The following is a 16,867-nucleotide window of genomic DNA, read 5'->3' as shown; positions in this document are numbered from 1 at the left end:
TCAGTGCGACGCGTCGGCCAGATCCGGTTCGCCGATGGTGACCGACGCCTCCACGACCACGTCCTCGCGACGGCCCCGGATGCACCACCACAGGAGCGCACCCGCACCAACGAGGCCGAGACCGAACGACTCCCCCGCACGGTCAGTGCGACGCGTCGGCCAGATCCGGTTCGCCGATGGTGCCGGACGCCTCGACGACCTCGTCCTCGCGACGGCGGCGGATGTACCACCACTGGAGTGCGCCCGCGCCGGCGAGGCCGAGGAGGATGGCGGCGGCGCCGACCTTCCAGCCTGGGGGGCGCCAGGTCAGTTCCAGGTCGCCGTTCTCGGTGCCGGGTGGGATGTCCACGGCGAGGAAGGTTTTGGCGATCAGGTGGGTGGGGAGCTCGTTGCCGTCGAGGGTGGCGCGGTAGCCGGGCCAGCCGAGGCGGGCCAGGACGACCTGGCCGCCGGTTTCGGAGCCGACCCGGACCTTGCTGGTCAGGTCGGATTCGGCGACCGAGGTCGCGGTGACGCCGAGGGCGGCCGCGACGCGCCCGTCGCGGGTGGAGAGCAGGCCGTCGACGCGTTCGAGTACCGAGATGTACTGCTCGTGGCCGGGGTAGTCGACCCATTTCCAGCCGGGCGGCGCGGGCTGCTCGCGGGCATCGGGGTACATCGCGCGTTGCAGCACGACCCGGTCGACCTTCATCAGGTCGACGATGGTGCGACCGGTGGCGGGTTCGACGGCGAACGCGCGCCGGAACGCGTCGGGACAGACGCTGGTGTCCCAGCGCATGCACAGCATCTCGCCGAACCAGTAGTGCCCGTTCGGTGTGTACCCGCTGACGTAGGTGAGCTCGAGATCCTTGGCGTAGTTGCCGAAGACGAGCGACCCGTAGGCGCCCTTCAGGTTTCGTTCGCCGGGCGCGATCGGTCCGCGGTCGGCGAGTTGCAGTGTGGTGCCGGGGAAGTCGGGGAAGGCGGCCTTCATCTCGGAGCGGTTGGTCGGCAGGTTCCAGCCCATCGGGGTCGGCTGCGCGGCCCACACCTGGATGTAGGCGATGGGGAACACCGCGACGAGCGTGAGCACGCAGGCCGCGACCGTCCCCCTGGTGCGCCCGAGCCAGACCGCCACCGCCCCGAGCGCGGCCACCGCCACCGCCGCGAGCACATGCCAGCCCGCTTCGCGCGGCGCGGCGGAGAACGACCGCACGAACAGCAACCCGATCAGCACACCCGCGGCGATACCGCGCCTGCGCCAGCCGTCGAAGGTGGCGTAACGCCCGAGCAGCACGCACACCAGCACCAGCAGCCCGAGCGCCACCATCGGCAGCACCCGCGCGGGCCAGCGCAGCGGGCCGATGGCACCGGGCCCGGCGGTCCACATCAGCGCCATGATCGCGAACAGTGCGATGGCGCTGAACTCCCGCCAGTTCTCCCGCGCTTTGCGCCAGTCGATGAACGCCAGCGCCGGGATCAGGAACCAGGCGATGTAGACGACCGGCATCGGCTGCACATAACCCCACCAGGAGTTGTAGGCGGGCAGCGTACTGGGCAGGCTGGCGTTGAGCGATTCCGACCATGGCACGGTGAGGAACTGGTCGTTGTTGATCTGGGCGGTGCCGCGCCAGGTCACCTTGGCCGAGAGCATGCTCGGCAGGTAGGTGGCCAGGCCGACGAGCGCCGCACACCCCGCGGTGCCGAGCAACAGCAGCGACGGCCGCCACTTGCGTTGGTAGACAACCTCACCGACGGCGACCGCGGCGATCATCAGCCCGGCTTCCACGGCGGGGAAGATGTACTGCACCGAGATCGCCAGGTACAGGAACACGAAGGTGGGGATCGGCCCGCTGGATCCGCGCGCGTAGCGCACCGCGGACGCCCACGCGTGCGCGAGCCACGCGGTGCCGACGAACGCGGTGTACCAGCTGGCCTCGTCGAAGAACAGCAGCCATCCGGTGAACGGGATGCTCACGCCCGCGACCGCCGCCCACGGGGCCTTCGCGCCGTAGGCCAGACAGATCCGGTAGACGCCGAGACCGAGGACGACCGCGAAGATCAGCTTCACCACGGTGGCGTAGAGCGCGACGTTGTCCACCGACGGCGCGATCAGATCGATCAGCAGCTGCGGCGGGTTCAGCAGGCCCGCCTCCTCGATGGTGTAGTTCCCCGCCATCCAGTGCTCGGGGACCAGCGCCGGAAATTGCCCGTCGCGCAGGCGATTTCCGAGCATCACCCACAGCGGGGCGTACTGCGACTCGGTGTCGTCGGTGTAGAAGTGCCGGATGTTGGCCAGCAGGACGGCACCGTATCCGGCGATCACGCCGAGTGCGGTTATCAGACCCCACTTGTACACGTCCCGCCGGGCGAGCGCGCTGCTGCTTTCCACCACGAGTCCCAGACCCTACAGGCATCACACCGCCGCGGGCTGCTCCCCTGTCCGTCGCCGCGCACGCACGGACAACCACTGCAGCACACCGGTGCCGACGATCCCGGCGGCCAGCGCGGCGATGCCGATCTTCCAGCCCGGCGGACGCCAGGTCAGGACCAGCTCGGCGTTCTCGGTCCCCGCGGGAAGATCAACGGCGACAAACGATTTCGCCACGGTGGTGATCGGGATCTGCTTGCCGTCCAAGGTGACCCGGTAGCCGGGCCAGCCCAGGCGCGCGAACACCACCTTGCCGCCCGCCGGCGCGCTCACCCGGACCCGGCTGGTGGTGTCGGTCTCCGAGATCGAGGTCGCCGTCGCGTTCTTGGTGGCCGACACCCGTCCGTTCACGGTAGAGATCGGCCCGTCGACGCGTTCGAGCACCGAGATGAACCGCTCGTGTCCCGGGTAGTCCACCCACTTCCAGCCCTCGGGTGCGGGCTGGTTCCGCGCGTCCGGGAACAGTGCCCGCTGCAACACGACCCGGTCGATCTTCATCAGGTCGGCCAGGTCGCGCCCGGTGGTCGGCTCGGGTGCGAACATGCGCCGCAACGCGTCCGGGCACACGCTGCTGTCCCAGCGCATGCACAGCAGCTCACCGAAATAGAAGTGGCCGGTGGGCGTGTAGCCGTTGACGTAGCTGAGCTCCAGGGATTTGGCGTAGTTGCCGAAAACCAGGGAACCGTAGGCACCTTCGAGGCTCTTGTCCCCCGACTGCACCAGCCCGCGCTCGGCGAGTTGCAGGGTGGTGCCAGGAAAGTCCGGGAACGCGGCCTGCGCCGCGGAGCGGTTGGTCGGCAGGTTCCAGGTCATCGGGGTCGGCTGCGCGGCGTTCACCTGCAGGTAGGCGATCGGGAACATCGCGACGATCGCCAGCACGCACGCCATGGCGGTGCCCTTGGTGCGGTCCAGCCAGAGCACGCCCGCCCCGAGCGCGACGACCGCCGCGACCGCGAGCACATGCCAGCCGACCTGGTGCGGGTCGGCGGAGAAGGTCCGCACGAACAGCAGGAAGATCAGCACGCCCGCCGCGATCGTCCGGTTCTTCAGATCCCTTGTGGTGGCGTAGCGCCCGAGCAGCACGCACACCAGCACCAGCAGCCCGATGGCCAGCATCGGCAGCACCCGGACCGGCCAGCGCAACGGTCCGATCGACCCCGGCCCTGCCGACCACATCAGCATCACGACCGCGAAGAGCACGACCCCGGTCAGCTCCCGCCAGGCCGTCCTGGCCCGCTGCCAGTCGATGAAGGCCAGCGCGGGAATCAGGAACCAGGCGATGTAGGTAACCGGCATCGGCTGCACGTACCCCCACCACGAGGTGAAGGCGGGCATCGCGCTCGGCAGGCTGGCGTTCAGCGACTCCGACCACGGCACCGTGAGGAACTGGTCGTTATTGATCTCCATGGTGCCGCGCCAGGTCACCTTGGCCGAGAGCATGCTCGGCAGGAAGGTCAGCAGCCCGGCCAGCCCGGCGCACCCGCCGACGATCGTCAGCCGCAGCACCGGCTGCCATTTGCGTTGGTACACAAGCTCGCCCACCGCGACCGCGAGCAGCATCAGCGCCGCCTCGACCGCGGGGAAGATGTACTGCGTGGAGATCGTCAGATAGAGATAGACGAACACCGGGATCGGCCCGCCCTGCCCGCGGGTGTAACGCACCGACGCGGCCCAGGCGTGCACCAGCCAGGCCGTGCCGGTGAGCGCGGTCATCCAGCTGGCCTCGTCGAAGAACAGGAAGAAGCCCGAGAGCGGGAACGCGATGCCTGCCACCGCCGACCAGGCGGGCCTGCCGCCGTAGGCCAGGCAGATGCGGTAGACGCCCAGCGCCGAGATGATCGCGAAGACCAGCTTCACCACGGTGGCGTAGAGCGCCATGTTGTCCACCGACGGCGCGATCAGATCGATCAGCAGCTGCGGCGGGTTGAACAGGCCCGCGTCGTCCATCGTATTGTTGCCCGACATCCACCGCTCGGGCACCAGCACCGGGAAGGTGCCGTCGCGCAACGCGCGACCGAGCCCGATCCACAGTCCGGTGTACTGGGATTCGGTGTCGTCGGTATAGAAGTGCCGCGCGTTGGCGAGCAGCACCGCGACATAACCGAGGAGCACGCCGACGACGGTGACCGCGCCCCAGCGGTAGACCTCACGGCGGGCACCGTCGCGCACGGGCGGCGCCGCGCTCGCCGGTTCGGACCCGGCATGCGCGGGCGGCTCGACCGAAGTAGCCGTGTTGACCTCGGCGGACCCGGGGAGCACCACCCTCGACACTGCGCTTTCCGTCACGAGTTCCAAACCCTACACAGCGGTGTGGCACTTGGCATCAGCCCGCCGCCGCGTCGATGATGGGGGGATGTGCAGCCCCGGAATCGGAAACCCGCATCATGTTAGAGTTCTGGACGGCTCGGGCCCTGCTGTCCCGCGGGAGCTACCGGCACGCACCGTCATCGAAAGTCGATCAAGCTGATGCCGATTCCGTCCACGCAGACGTCCCGTTCCGCGGCCGTACCGAACGGCCGGTCCGCCCGACCGCACGGGATCTCCGTCGTCGTGCCGATCTACCGGGGTGAGGACACCATCGGCGGCCTGGTCGCCGAGCTCCACGAGCTCACCCGCCCCGGCACCACCCCCGGCGGGGTCGCCTTCCAGATCGACGAGATCATCCTCGTGCACGATCACGGGCCCGATCGATCCGATGTGGTGCTGCAAGAGCTCGAGCGGGACTACCCCGAGGTGCGCACCCTCTGGCTCAGCCGCAATTTCGGCCAGGACGCGGCGACCATCGCGGGCATGTCCGCCGCGCACGGCGACTGGATCGTCACCATGGACGAGGACGGCCAGCACGATCCGCGGTTCATCGGCACCTTCCTCGACGCCGCGCTGACCGAACGCGCCGAGCTGGTCTATTCGAAGCCGAGCAACACCCGCCCGCACGGCTTCCTGCGCAACCTCACCTCGCGCGGGGCGAAGCTGGTGCTCGCGACGCTGTTCGCGTTCCCGGACTCCACCCGGTTCGAGAGCTACCGGCTGATCCGGGGCGCCATCGGCCGCCAGCTCGCCGAGGTCGCGTCCAACGGGGTGTACCTCGACGTCGCGCTCACCTGGGTGGTCGGCGCGGTCGCGCAGGTGCCGGTGGTGCTGCGCGCGGAGGGCCGCGAGGAATCCGGGTACAACTATCGCCGACTGTTCTCCCTGTTCTGGAAGATGGTGCTGTGCAGCGGAACTCGCGGCCTGCGCCTGGTCAGCATGCTCGGCGTGACGCTGGCGCTCGGCGGTGGGCTGCTGGCCGCGTACATCGTCTACGAGGCGCTCACCACCGACAACTGGGCGCCCGAGGGCTGGGCGTCGATGATCGTGGTGCTGCTGCTCGTCTCCGGTGCGATCCTGTTCTCGCTCGGTCTCATCGCCGAGTACCTCGGGGTGGCACTGCATATTCTGGTCGGCAAGCCGCTCTACCTGACCGTCGATTCACCGACACCGCGCCCGCAGACCGGCGCGGTCGAGCAACCCAACGACACCGCGACCGCCGCCGCACGGCCGCTGACCACCACTGCCAACAGGGGGAACGACCGGGTTGACCACTGACCGCATCATCTTCAGCCGCCCGTTCCGGGCCCGCCGCGAACTGGCCAACCTGGAGACCGTGCTCGGCTCCGATCACAGCCACGGCGACGGTCCGTTCACCGCGTCGGCGACCGCGAAGCTGAAGACCATCACCGAGGCGCCGCACGCGCTGCTCACCACCTCGTGCACCTCCGCGCTGGAGATGGCGGGCCTGCTGCTGGAACTCGGCCCCGACGACGAGGTGATCGTCCCGAGCTTCGCCTTCACCTCGACCGCGACCGCGATGGCGCTGCGCGGGGCGACCTGCGTGTTCGCCGACATCGATCCGGACACCGGCAATCTCGATCCGGAATCGGTGGCGGCCGCGCTCACCGAGCGCACCAAGGCCGTCGTCGTCATCCACTACGGCGGTGTCGCCGCGGACATGGAACGGCTGCTCGAGCTGGCCAACGCGCACGGCTTCGCCATCGTGGAGGACAACGCGCACGGGCTCGGCGGCCGCTGGCGCGGGCGCGCGCTCGGCACCCTCGGCGCGCTCGGCACGCTCAGCTTCCACGACACCAAGAACGTGCACTGCGGTGAGGGCGGCGCGCTGCTGCTCACCGACGAGATCCTGATGGCGCGGGCGGAGATCATCCGGGAAAAGGGCACCGACCGGGCCCGGTTCCTGCGCGGCGCGGTGGACAAGTACTCCTGGCAGGACATCGGCTCCAGCTACCTGCCCAGTGAGCTCAACGCCGCCGTGCTCGACGCCCAGCTCGACGAGTTCGCCACCATCCAGGCCGGGCGGCACCGGGTGTGGGACGCCTACGCCGCCGCGCTCCCGGAGTGGGCCGCCCGCAACGACGTTCGGCTGATGACCGTGCCCGCCGACCGCGAGCACACCGCGCACCTCTACTACCTGCGCACGCCGAACGAGGACCGCCGCGACGACCTGATCACCCACCTGCGCGGCAAGGGCATCGTGGCACCGTTCCATTACGTGCCGCTGGATTCCAGCCCGGCCGGGCTGAAGCTCGGGCGCACCCCGTATCCGTGCGTGCGCACCGCGCAGTTCTCCGGAACCGTTGTGCGCCTGCCGCTCTGGCCCGACCTCACCGACGAGCAGATCGCGCGCGTGGTCGAGGCGATCACCGAATTCACCGTCTGACGACCGGCCGCCCCGCACCGTGGCGGCGCTTGGCGGCCGGGCTCAAGCGTTGAGCACGTACAGCTTTTCGCGCCCGCCCGCGATGAGTGACCGCTGGGCGAGGCGGTCCGGGTAGCGCCCGAGGAACTCATCGAGGGTCGCCTCGGTGAACCGGTGCGCCTGCGCGCCGTCGCCCGCGTCGGTGAAACGCTGCCCGAGCAGCGCGAGCACCCGGTTGTCGCTGCTGGCCAGGTTGCGCACGGGTTCGGCGATGATCACCTGTTCGCGCGCCGCGGCCAGCATGCGCTCGAGCACCGGCGCGGGGTCGGGCAGGAAGTGATAGAGGCTGGCCTGCATGAGCACATAGTCCGCCGCGGGCAGCGGCGCGGCGGAATTCAGGTTCCAGACCTGTCCCTGCCCACCGGCCGCGGTGAGTGCGGCGACGAATCCGTCGTTGCGATCCAACCCGGTGTACTCGACCGACTTCTGCCGCAGATACCGGGTGTACAGGGTCGCCGGACCGCAGCACAGATCGACCACGCTCGCGCCGGCCGGCACGAGCTCCGCGACGGCGCGATACCGGGCGGCGTAGTGCCGCCCGTACAGCGCGCGCATCAGCAACTCGTAGACGGTGGCGTTGCGATAGATCAGGCTCGATCGCACCAAATACCCCTGGGGACAGAATCGGACAGCAACGTCAGCGTGGGATGCTACGGCGCGCGGCCGCCGCACGCACATGCGGGCGGTTCGAGCTGGTGAATTCGGCGGCGCGCGAACGGCTATCGGTCGCCGAGCACCGCGGCCGCGTCCTGTTCGGTGAGGATCTCGTAGGCGTCGGAGGCGCGGTTGTACCACCAGGTGTCCGGGCCCGGCTCGGGTCGGCCCGCCGCCTGCACCGCCCGGGTGGACGGGCGGTAGGAGGCGCTGCGCGCGATCTCGTCCACCACGTAGACCACGTCGGGCCGCTGGTCCGGGTCGAGGGCGCGCAGCGCCTCGGTCACGTCCTTGGGTTCCAGGCGCAATCCCTTGCGCACGCACACCGCCGCGACGGCGATGCAGTGGTCTCCGACCGCCAAACCGTACGCGACCTCCATGTCCACCGCGGTGATGTCGTTGAGCACGTCCACGATCGGCTGGCCGAACACCGGTCCCCGCCGGGTGTGGATGACGGTGTCCTTGCGGTCGATCAGCCAGTAGTCGCCGTCGGCGTCGCGCCGGAACAGATTCTCCGTCGGCATCCACGAGTCACCGGGCGCGAAGACACCGCGCAGCCCGCCCGCGGAGATGTCGACGCCCTCGGTCGCCTTGCCGATCAGCAGGCCGACCTCGTTGTCCGCGCAGCGACGAGCGTAACCGGCCTCGTCGGTCTGGATCTCCTCGGTGACCGGGTCGTAGGCGACCAGCTCCACCCGAGCGGTGCCCGGCACCGGCCTGCCCTTGCAGCCGCGCTTCGCGCCCTTGACGTTGGCCAGCACCACGTCGCCCTCGATGGAGGCATAGAACTCCACCACCCGCGCCGGTTCGAACTGTTCGGCCGTGCGCCGCCACAAACCGGCGGGCATTCCGGAGCCGATGAAAAGCCGGATCGGGTGCCACTGGGGGTTGGCAGTCGGCGAAGCCGACGGGGTGGGTGAATACGGCCCGGTGGGGAACACCTCGGCGTCGAGGATGTCGCGCATCATGGTCCAGGTGTAGGTGACCACCGTGACGCCGTAGCGGTGCACCTCTTCGGCGAACCGGGCCGGGTCCAGCGACCTGGCCAGCGCGATCCGGCTGCCGCCCGCGATCGCGCCGCCGAGGCTGACCAGCAGGCCCGACGAATGATGCAGCGGCGCAAGGCAGTACACCGTGTCCCTGCGGTTCAGGTCGGCGGTGGTCGCGGTGCCGAAGGCCGACAGCGCCCAGCGATGGTTGGTGATGTACTTGGTCTCCAGCCGGTCGCCGGTGCCGGTGACGAGCACGAACGCGAGCTCGCGGGCGAGCCCCGGGTCGGGCCGGTACCAGCCGGGCAGCTTCACCTGCGCCGGATCGATCTGCTCGAGGTCGATCACCCGGCCGTTGGCGGGCAGATCGAGTTGCCTCGCGTCGCCACCGCCGAGCACCAGCACCCTGGCGCCGGTCTCGGCCGCGTGCCGCAGGTTCTCCGGGTCCGCGACGACCGTGTCGACGCCGGTGAGCTCCAGCGCGCGAACGAGTTCACTGCCCGGCGCGAGCAAGACCGCCACGGCGCCGAGCCGCGACAGCGCGGCGACCGTCGCCAGCGCGCTCGGGCGGGTCTCCATGATCACACCGACCCGCATCGCCGGCCGGATGCCGACCGAGATGAGCCCGCGCACCACGTTGTCGATGCGCACGTTGACCGCGGCGTTGGTGTGCACCCGATCATCGAAGAGGAACAGGTCCTTCAGCGGCGCCCGCCTGCCCTGCTCGGCGATCAGCCTGCCGAGCGAGATCCTGGTGTGCGGCTGGATCATGCCGAGGCGGGTCAGCCGGGGCAACGCCCGCGCGGCCTCCCCCGCCAGCTCCACCGAGCCGCGCACAGTGTTGTTCGCGATGCCCTCCAGTGCCTTGCCGACGCCAGCGCCCGCCTCGGCCAGCGAGGCAGCGGTGTGCACCACGCGGGTGGCCGCCGAACGCGGCCGGTTGGTCTCGACCTGATCGACCATCGGATGGATCTCCGGCGGCAGCAAGGTATCTCGTTCGAGCCAGTCGACCCACTGCCGCACCAGCGGCCAGGTGTGGTTGGTCGCGGTGCTGCCCGCGACCAGACCGAAATGCCCGGCGACCAGCGTGGCCTCGTAGACCTCCGCGTTCGGCGCGGCGCGCACGATGCCGCGCACCGCACCGGGCTGACCGATGTCGTCCACCTCCCCGACGAACGCGAGGATCGGGCACTTCAGCTCCGCCAGCGAGACCGGATGGTCGCGAATCACGAAGCCGCCCAACATCAACCGGTTGTGCGCGACGAACTGCTTGAGCAGATCCGCGGCGGCGGGCCCGGCATAGCCGACCCAGCCGTCGCTGTTGAGGAACCGGCGCTGCCGCTCCTTCGGCAGCAGCGCCTCCCGGTCGTGCAGCTGGCGCAGGAAGTCGATTCTGGCCTTGGCCGTCTTCATCGGGTCGAGCATCTGGAAGCCGATCCGCACCATCGAATCGGTGATCGGCAGGCGGGTCACGACATGATCGGCCAGGAAATCAGCGACGTCGGAGACCATCCCGTAGGGCAGCCCGAACGGCATGCCCGCGACGATGTCGACCGGACTGCCGAAGGTCACGATGCTCTGCACGCCCTTGCCGTACCGGTAAGCGGCGACCTGGTAGGCGAACATGCCGCCCTGGGAGTACCCCATCAGGTGCACGCTGCTGCCGGTCGCCTCGGTCACCGCGTCGATCGCGCTGCTCACCGCGAGCACGTGGTCGGCGAGATCGCGCTCCCAGCCGCCCTCCTCCTTCGCGGGGGAACCGAAATCGACCACCCAGCAATCGATTCCGCCGCGATGCAGGATGCCGACGGCACCGTCCTCCGCGTTGACGTCCCAGATGTCGGCGTTCACCATCAGCGGTGGCACGAGCAATACGACCGGCCGGTCCGGGGTGGTGTCGTCGGGGAAGTAGTGCCGCAATCGGTACATGCGCCTGCGCTCGACCACCTCGAAGGGGGACGACTCGACATCATGGGTCAACCCGCCGAAGCGGATGACCTCGAGGCCGTTCTGCGCGGTCGCCATCAACCGCTGCACCGACCCGACCAAATCCTTCGCGCTGAACTTCACAATCGCTCCTGGCCCTACCCTAGAACGTGGCACACAAGATCGGCGCACTCCGCCGAAAAGGAGTCCCTTCCGGTCCCCGAGAAGTACGCCGACAACATGTTCAGTCGAGCTTCCCACATCACGTGTCCATTATGTGGCTGCTGTGACCCGATCCATGTCCGCGCGGGCTCGGTCGCGGTGCGGGAGGGTAGCTATCGGCGGGCCCGCTGTCCGCCGATTCACCGTTCGCGCGCACACCGTTATCCGGCGTTGTTTCGATCGCTCGCGTGTCGTGACCATCCGCGCCGCGGCACGGACATCTGCGATATTTCGCTGCGCGGGCCGCACCGCCGGGACTAAACTCGTGCCGTCTGGAACACACTGTCGTGTAAGACATTTCGCTCGATCAATCCAGTTTCGCGGGTTTCCTGCCCGCCTATTCGTGGTGCAGTAAAGCCGTTTCGCGCTCATCGTATCGGTGCCCTATCTCTCGGGGAGGACCACGCATGACCATCGAAATGCCAGTCCACGCGGAAAACAACGTCCGCAAGAGCCTCAGCACCTCCGCCGCCGCCAATCTGGCGCACACCACCAAGTCCGAACCGCAGATGCAGGGCATCAGCTCGCGCTGGCTGACCCGCATGCTGCCATGGACGCAGGTCAACGGCGGTGTGTACCGGGTCAACCGGCGGCTCACCCATACCCTCGGCAACGGCGAGGTGGAATTCAGCGTCGACGGGTCACGGGCACGCGTGATCCCTTTGGAACTCCGCGAACTCCCACCGCTGCACGATTTCGCCGACGAGGAGGTGCTGGCCGGCCTCGCCGAACGATTCGAGCAGCGCGACCTGGCTCCCGGCACCGTCGTCGCTGAATTCGGTAATCCGATGCATCAGGTCGTGCTCATCGTGCACGGAAAACTGAGCAAACTCGGCTCCGGTGAATACGGCGAGCAGACCAAACTCGGCATGCTGGCGGGCGGCGATTTCTTCGGCGAACAAACGCTTACCGACCCGGATGCCATTTGGCCCGCCACCGTCAAGACCGTCACCCGGACCACGGTTCTCGTACTTTCCCGCCAGGCCGCCCAAGAGGTAGCCGAGAACGCGCCCGAGCTGCGCAGGCAACTGCAACGCGCCGCCGCCGCGTCCGCGCGGCCGCAGAACGCCAAGGGCGAGGCCGATATCGAGGTCGCCTCGGGGCACAGCGGGGAACCACTGCTCACCGGCACCTTCGTCGACTACGAGACGACGCCGCGGCAGTACGAGTTGAGTCTGGCGCAAAGCGTGCTACGCGTACACACCAGAGTCGCCGACCTGTTCAACGACCCCATGAACCAAATCGAACAACAACTCCGACTCACCATCGAAGCCCTCTACGAACGCCGCGAAAACGACCTCGTCAACAACCCCGACTTCGGCCTACTCCACAACTGCGACCTCAAACAACGCATCACCACCGAATCCGGCCCACCCACCCCCGACGACATGGACGAACTACTCAGCATGCGCCGCAGCACCAAACTCTTCCTCGCACACCCCAAAGCCATCGCCGCCTTCGGCCGCGAATGCAGCAAACGCGGCCTCTACCCCGACCCCATCCACATCGACGGCCACCGCGTACCCGCCTGGCGAGGCGTACCCATCCTCCCCTGCGGCAAAATCCCCGTCACCGACACCGCCACCACCTCCATCCTCGCCATGCGCACCGGCGAAAAAGACCAAGGCGTCATCGGACTACACCAAACCGGCATACCCGACGAATACGAACCAAGCCTCAACATACGATTCAAAGGCATCGACGACCAATCCATCATCTCCTACCTCGTCAGCTGCTACTACTCCGCAGCCGTCCTCGTACCCGACGCACTCGGCATACTCGACAACGTCCTAGTCGCCCGGCGCGCCGACTGACGGGGTGATGAGCGATGTCCGTGTTCTCCCGCGCCGTGGCACCGCCGGCCACCCACGAGGTCGCCGCCGCCGTCACCGCGCTGCTCTCCGGCCTCGGCGCACTGGCTCCGCAGGTCCTGCCGCGCGGGGCTCCCGAACCACCGGCCACTCCCCCGGACATGGGTGATCCGGTTCTCGCGCAAGGTGATTCGCGCGCAGCTCCGCTGCGACTCCTCGGACCTACCGGTCTCGGCACCGTGGGACTGCGCACCAGCCGTAGCGTGGCCGACGTCATCTCGTCCACCGGTGCGGCACCGCCGGTGGTCGTCGGCGCGATCGCGGCCGCCACCACCGACGCACCGCTCGCGGACCGGGTGCGAGGCGTGATCCCTTCCGGTCCAACCGGATTGGGCACCGGGTCGGTGCGGCGCACGGTGACCGAGGACCGAATCCCGCCGCTGTACTGCCCGCCACCGCTGCGCGACGACCCGGAGCTGGCCGCCGCCGTCAACGACGGCATCGTGCTGTGGGCCAAGGCGATCGGGCTCTACGAAGGACGGCTCGACGAGTTGCACAACGCCGATTTCGGCCGCCTGATCATGCTGGCGCACCCGGACTGCGACGACCCGGACCGATTGCTCGCGGCCGCCAAATGCGCGGTCTCGGAGTGGTCGGTGGACGACTACTACTGCGAGGAGGACGCCGACGACCGAGCCCCCGACGGCACACCGTCGAGTGCCGAAGCCGAACTGGGGCCGCGACTCGAACTAGCCGCGGCCGCAATGGATCCGGTACATCTACCCGTGCGCTACGCGGCCCAGCTCGAACAGGCACTCGAGGCGGACCCGATCCTGCGCGCGTTCCGCACCTCGTTCGAGCACCTGGGGCACTACGCCTCCGCCGCCCAGCTGGCCCGGCTGCGCACCGAGATCGCGGGATGGTTCATCGCCCTCGGCGCGGAGGCGGGCTGGCGCGGCGCCGGACGGATGCCTCCGGTGTGGGAGTACCTCACCAACCGTCAACCGCACAGCTTCCTACCGTGCATGGCGCCGACCGACGCGGTCGGCGGCTATGAGGTACCCGCCGCCGAATACGCCGATCCGCGGGTCCGCCGGGTCGTCACCACGGCGGCGCTCGCCTCCCAAATGGTCAACGATCTGTATTCGATGGCGCGCGAGGACCTTTCGAACGGTAGGGAGTTCAACCTGCCGACGGTCCTCGCGGCCGAGGAGAACTGCTCCCGGCGCGACGCCGTGCTGCGCACGGCCGAGGTGCACGACGAACTCGTGCACCGGTTCGAGGCCGAGGCGGCGCCGCTGGCCGCCGCGGGCTCGCCCGAACTGCGCCGCTTCCTCGGCGGCATCTGGGCCTGGATGGGCGGAAATCGCGCCTGGCATGCCGACAGCAAGCGCTACAACGACGCCTGAAACATCCGAAAAACGCTGTACCGCACTGTGAGCCCTACCGCGACCAGAGGGGATGATCTCGCATGACCACGCTCAATCCGCACACCGATGCCGTGCTGCGCACCACCTACCAGAAGTCGGTCGCCGCGTACTGGAACAACAACCCCAACGACGACCGGGTCAACACGAAACTCGGCGAGGTGGACGGGCTTTACCACCATCACTACGGCATCGGCGCGCCCGATCTGTCCGTACTGACCGGACCGGAGGAGAACAGGCAGGAACGCATCGTCAAGGAGCTGCACCGGTTGGAGACCGCGCAGGCCGACCTGCTGCTCGACCACCTCGGCGACATCCGGCCCGGGGACCGGCTGATGGACGGCGGGTCCGGCCGCGGCGGCACGAGCTTCATGGCCAACCAGCGGTTCGGCTGCGCGGTCGACGGGGTCACCATCTCCGAATATCAGGTGCGCTTCGCCAACGAGCAGGCCGCCCAGCGCGGCGTCGCCGAGAAGGTGCGGTTCCATTTCCGGAACATGCTCGAGACCGGGTTCGAGCCGTGGTCCAGACGCGCCATCTGGACGAACGAGACGACGATGTACGTCGATCTGTTCGAGCTGTTCCACGAATTCGCCCGGCTGTTGGAACCGGGCGGCCGCTATGTCTGCATCACCGGCTGCTCCAACGATCTCACCGGCGGGCGCTCGTCGTCGGTCAGCTGGATCGACGCGCACTACGGCTGCATGATCCATCCGCGCAGCGAGTACTTCCGCGCAATGGCCGACAACGGCCTGGTGCCGATCGCGGTCACCGACCTGACCGCGGCCACCATCCCCTACTGGGAACTGCGCACCGAATCCGAGCTCGCGACCGGCGTGGAGCAGCCGTTCCTGACCGCGTACAAAGAGGGCAGCTTCCAATACCTGCTGATCGCCGCCGATAAGGTAGGCAGGTGACCAACTCTGCCGACCAGCCGCTGACCGACCGCGAGGCCCTGCTCGTCGAGCTCGTCGACGACGCGGGTCACGCGGTCGGGACGTGCTCGGTGGCCCTGGCCCACCAGGCGCCGGGCCGGCTGCACCGCGCGTTCTCGGTGCTGCTCTACGACGCGCAGGGGCGGGTGCTGCTGCAGCAGCGGGCCGCGGTGAAGACCCGCTTCCCTTCGCAGTGGGCGAACACCTGCTGCGGACATCCGGCCCCTGGCGAGCCGGTCGAGACGGGGGCGGCGGTTCGGCTCGCGCAGGAGCTCGGCTTGGCCGCGCCGCTCACCGAGGTCGGCGTCTATCGCTATCACGCCGAGGACGCGGCCACCGGTCGCGTCGAATTCGAATGGGACCACGTGCTGGTCGGCAAGCTCACGACCGGGACGCCGCGCCCGGACCCGGCCGAGGTCGCCGACTACGCCTGGATTCATCCGGAGGCGTTGCGCGAGCGGATGATCGCCGAACCCGGCAGCTATACGCCGTGGCTGGCGGGCGTCCTTGCCACGGCCGAGCGGGCGATCACTGGAACGTCGCCGAGCTGAGCCTGCCGACGCCGGTGCGCAGCCCGGGACCGAGACAGCCGCCGATCATCTCGGGGGTCAACATCTCGTAGTCCGCCGTGATCCGGACCGTGCTGCCCTGCCCGAGACCGGCCACCACCGCCAGCGGGCCGACCGTCGGCTGCTGCAAGGTGACCGGCCACGGGCCCCACAGCCTGCTCGTCTCCCCGTTCGACCACACCACGTCGACGGTGATCGGGCCGTCCGCGGGACGCAGGCAGTCCGAACTCGCGATGTGCGTGCCCGTGAACGTGCCGCCGGTGATGCCCTCGGGTCCACCGGAACAGTCCCGCAGCACGCCGACCGAGGTGAAGGTCAGCGTTCGCGGTGCCATGCCGATCGCGCCGTCGACGGCGGTCCAGCGAAAATCGCCGCTCGCGCAGGCGCCCGCCGGCGGGAGCGCGGCCGCCGGACCCGGGGCGAACGGCACGAGCAACGTGGCGGACAACGCCGCCGTCACGGTGATCTTGCGGAGCAGCAACACTGTGACACCTCTTCTCGCCGGGCGGACCCCGCAGAGCGACCGCGCACGCGGGTCGCGGAACGGATGGACCTCGCAGGAACGGTGGAGCACGAGCATGACGAGAATCTCATACCGTCCCTGCGGTTCTTGTCCGTGCCACACGAGATCGCGTTGACCAGCACAAATGGACACACATATGTCGATGCGCATATCTACGTATAGACATGTCGTCAACCCTGAGAGAAATCATAGGAACGGCACAGGCTACGACCAGGTCGGTCTTGCATTCTGGGTGTCGTAGCAGTCGCCGGCCAAGTGAGGTGCGCAATGGTTGAAGTCGAGGTCACCGGTACGACCGTGACGATCCAGGTGCTCGGAGGGCATCAGGTGCTCGCGCTACGTGAGCAGATCACCTTCGATCTAGCCGACATCACGGCGGTCACCAAGGCCGAGGTCGACCTGCGTCCGCCGTGGCTACGTACGCCGGGCACCTTCTTCCCCGGCGTCATCGCCGCGGGCACCTTCCGAGGCAAGGGCCGTAAAGAGTTCTGGGACACCAGGTTCGACGGCCGCGCGGTGCGCATCGAGCTCACCGGCGCCGCGTTCACCAGGATCGTGATCGACGTGGACGACCCCGACGCCGTCCTGCATCTGCTACAGACCGCAGTCGCGGCATAACACTCCCCCTCCCCCGATGCCCCGCCCGCC

The 16,867-nt window shown here is 68.7% G+C and carries 12 protein-coding genes; 7 read left to right on the top strand and 5 right to left on the bottom strand.

Annotated elements, in window-relative coordinates:
• Positions 1-142: 142 nt before the first annotated feature.
• Together F5X71_RS12860 and F5X71_RS12855 are read right to left on the bottom strand one after the other, a co-directional pair.
• On the bottom strand, positions 143-2,371 hold the full coding sequence (locus tag F5X71_RS12860) for a hypothetical protein (RefSeq protein WP_428981488.1): 2,229 nt from the start codon (positions 2,369-2,371) through the stop codon (positions 143-145).
• 24 nt (positions 2,372-2,395) lie between these two features.
• Positions 2,396-4,522, bottom strand: a complete 2,127-nt coding sequence (locus F5X71_RS12855) for a hypothetical protein (RefSeq protein WP_238815997.1) — start codon at positions 4,520-4,522, stop codon at positions 2,396-2,398.
• Positions 4,523-4,876: 354 nt separating this feature from the next.
• On the opposite strand from F5X71_RS12855, the gene F5X71_RS12850 reads away from it, so the two are divergent.
• Together F5X71_RS12850 and rffA are read left to right on the top strand one after the other, a co-directional pair.
• Positions 4,877-5,995, top strand: a complete 1,119-nt coding sequence (locus F5X71_RS12850) for a glycosyltransferase (protein WP_167462144.1) — start codon at positions 4,877-4,879, stop codon at positions 5,993-5,995.
• Complete coding sequence (gene rffA, locus F5X71_RS12845; protein WP_167462143.1) at positions 5,985-7,124, top strand: dTDP-4-amino-4,6-dideoxygalactose transaminase; 1,140 nt, start codon at positions 5,985-5,987, stop codon at positions 7,122-7,124. Before F5X71_RS12850 ends, rffA begins: the two co-directional genes overlap by 11 nt.
• 42 nt (positions 7,125-7,166) lie before the next feature.
• Here rffA and F5X71_RS12840 read toward each other — a convergent pair whose 3' ends face one another.
• Positions 7,167-7,766: a class I SAM-dependent methyltransferase gene (locus F5X71_RS12840; RefSeq protein WP_167462142.1), complete on the bottom strand. Its 600-nt coding sequence runs from the start codon at positions 7,764-7,766 to the stop codon at positions 7,167-7,169.
• A 116-nt stretch (positions 7,767-7,882) separates the two neighbouring features.
• A complete protein-coding gene (locus F5X71_RS12835; RefSeq protein WP_428981487.1) occupies positions 7,883-10,831 on the bottom strand; it encodes an acyl-CoA synthetase in 2,949 nt (982 codons plus the stop codon).
• A gap of 530 nt (positions 10,832-11,361) precedes the next feature.
• Here F5X71_RS12835 and F5X71_RS12830 point away from each other — a divergent pair.
• The 4 genes from F5X71_RS12830 (at position 11,362) to idi (ending at position 15,678) form a co-directional block, all read left to right on the top strand.
• Positions 11,362-12,768 carry a family 2B encapsulin nanocompartment shell protein gene (locus F5X71_RS12830; RefSeq protein ID WP_167462141.1) on the top strand — a complete coding sequence of 469 codons (1,407 nt, stop codon included), beginning with the start codon at positions 11,362-11,364 and terminating at the stop codon, positions 12,766-12,768.
• 14 nt (positions 12,769-12,782) lie between these two features.
• A complete protein-coding gene (locus F5X71_RS12825; protein WP_167462140.1) occupies positions 12,783-14,174 on the top strand; it encodes a family 2 encapsulin nanocompartment cargo protein terpene cyclase in 1,392 nt (463 codons plus the stop codon).
• Positions 14,175-14,236: 62 nt separating this feature from the next.
• On the top strand, positions 14,237-15,109 hold the full coding sequence (locus tag F5X71_RS12820; RefSeq protein ID WP_167462139.1) for a geranyl diphosphate 2-C-methyltransferase: 873 nt from the start codon (positions 14,237-14,239) through the stop codon (positions 15,107-15,109).
• Positions 15,106-15,678 (top strand): isopentenyl-diphosphate Delta-isomerase, encoded by a 573-nt coding sequence (idi, locus tag F5X71_RS12815; RefSeq protein WP_203218289.1) that lies wholly within the window; start codon positions 15,106-15,108, stop codon positions 15,676-15,678. Before F5X71_RS12820 ends, idi begins: the two co-directional genes overlap by 4 nt.
• On the opposite strand, the gene F5X71_RS12810 is transcribed toward idi, so the two are convergent.
• Positions 15,656-16,180 carry a hypothetical protein gene (locus tag F5X71_RS12810; RefSeq protein ID WP_167462138.1) on the bottom strand — a complete coding sequence of 175 codons (525 nt, stop codon included), beginning with the start codon at positions 16,178-16,180 and terminating at the stop codon, positions 15,656-15,658. The two genes, idi and F5X71_RS12810, sit on opposite strands and share 23 nt — an antisense overlap.
• A 306-nt stretch (positions 16,181-16,486) precedes the next feature.
• Between F5X71_RS12810 and F5X71_RS12805 the strand changes: the two genes are divergently transcribed.
• Positions 16,487-16,837, top strand: coding sequence for a hypothetical protein (locus F5X71_RS12805; RefSeq protein WP_167462137.1), 351 nt, complete (start codon positions 16,487-16,489; stop codon positions 16,835-16,837).
• Positions 16,838-16,867 lie beyond the last annotated feature (30 nt).

The organism is Nocardia brasiliensis (genome assembly GCF_011801125.1).
Classification (GTDB): domain Bacteria; phylum Actinomycetota; class Actinomycetes; order Mycobacteriales; family Mycobacteriaceae; genus Nocardia; species Nocardia brasiliensis_C.
The sequence above is the reverse complement of the archived record's forward strand: the minus strand, read 5'-3'. Positions and strand labels throughout refer to the sequence as shown.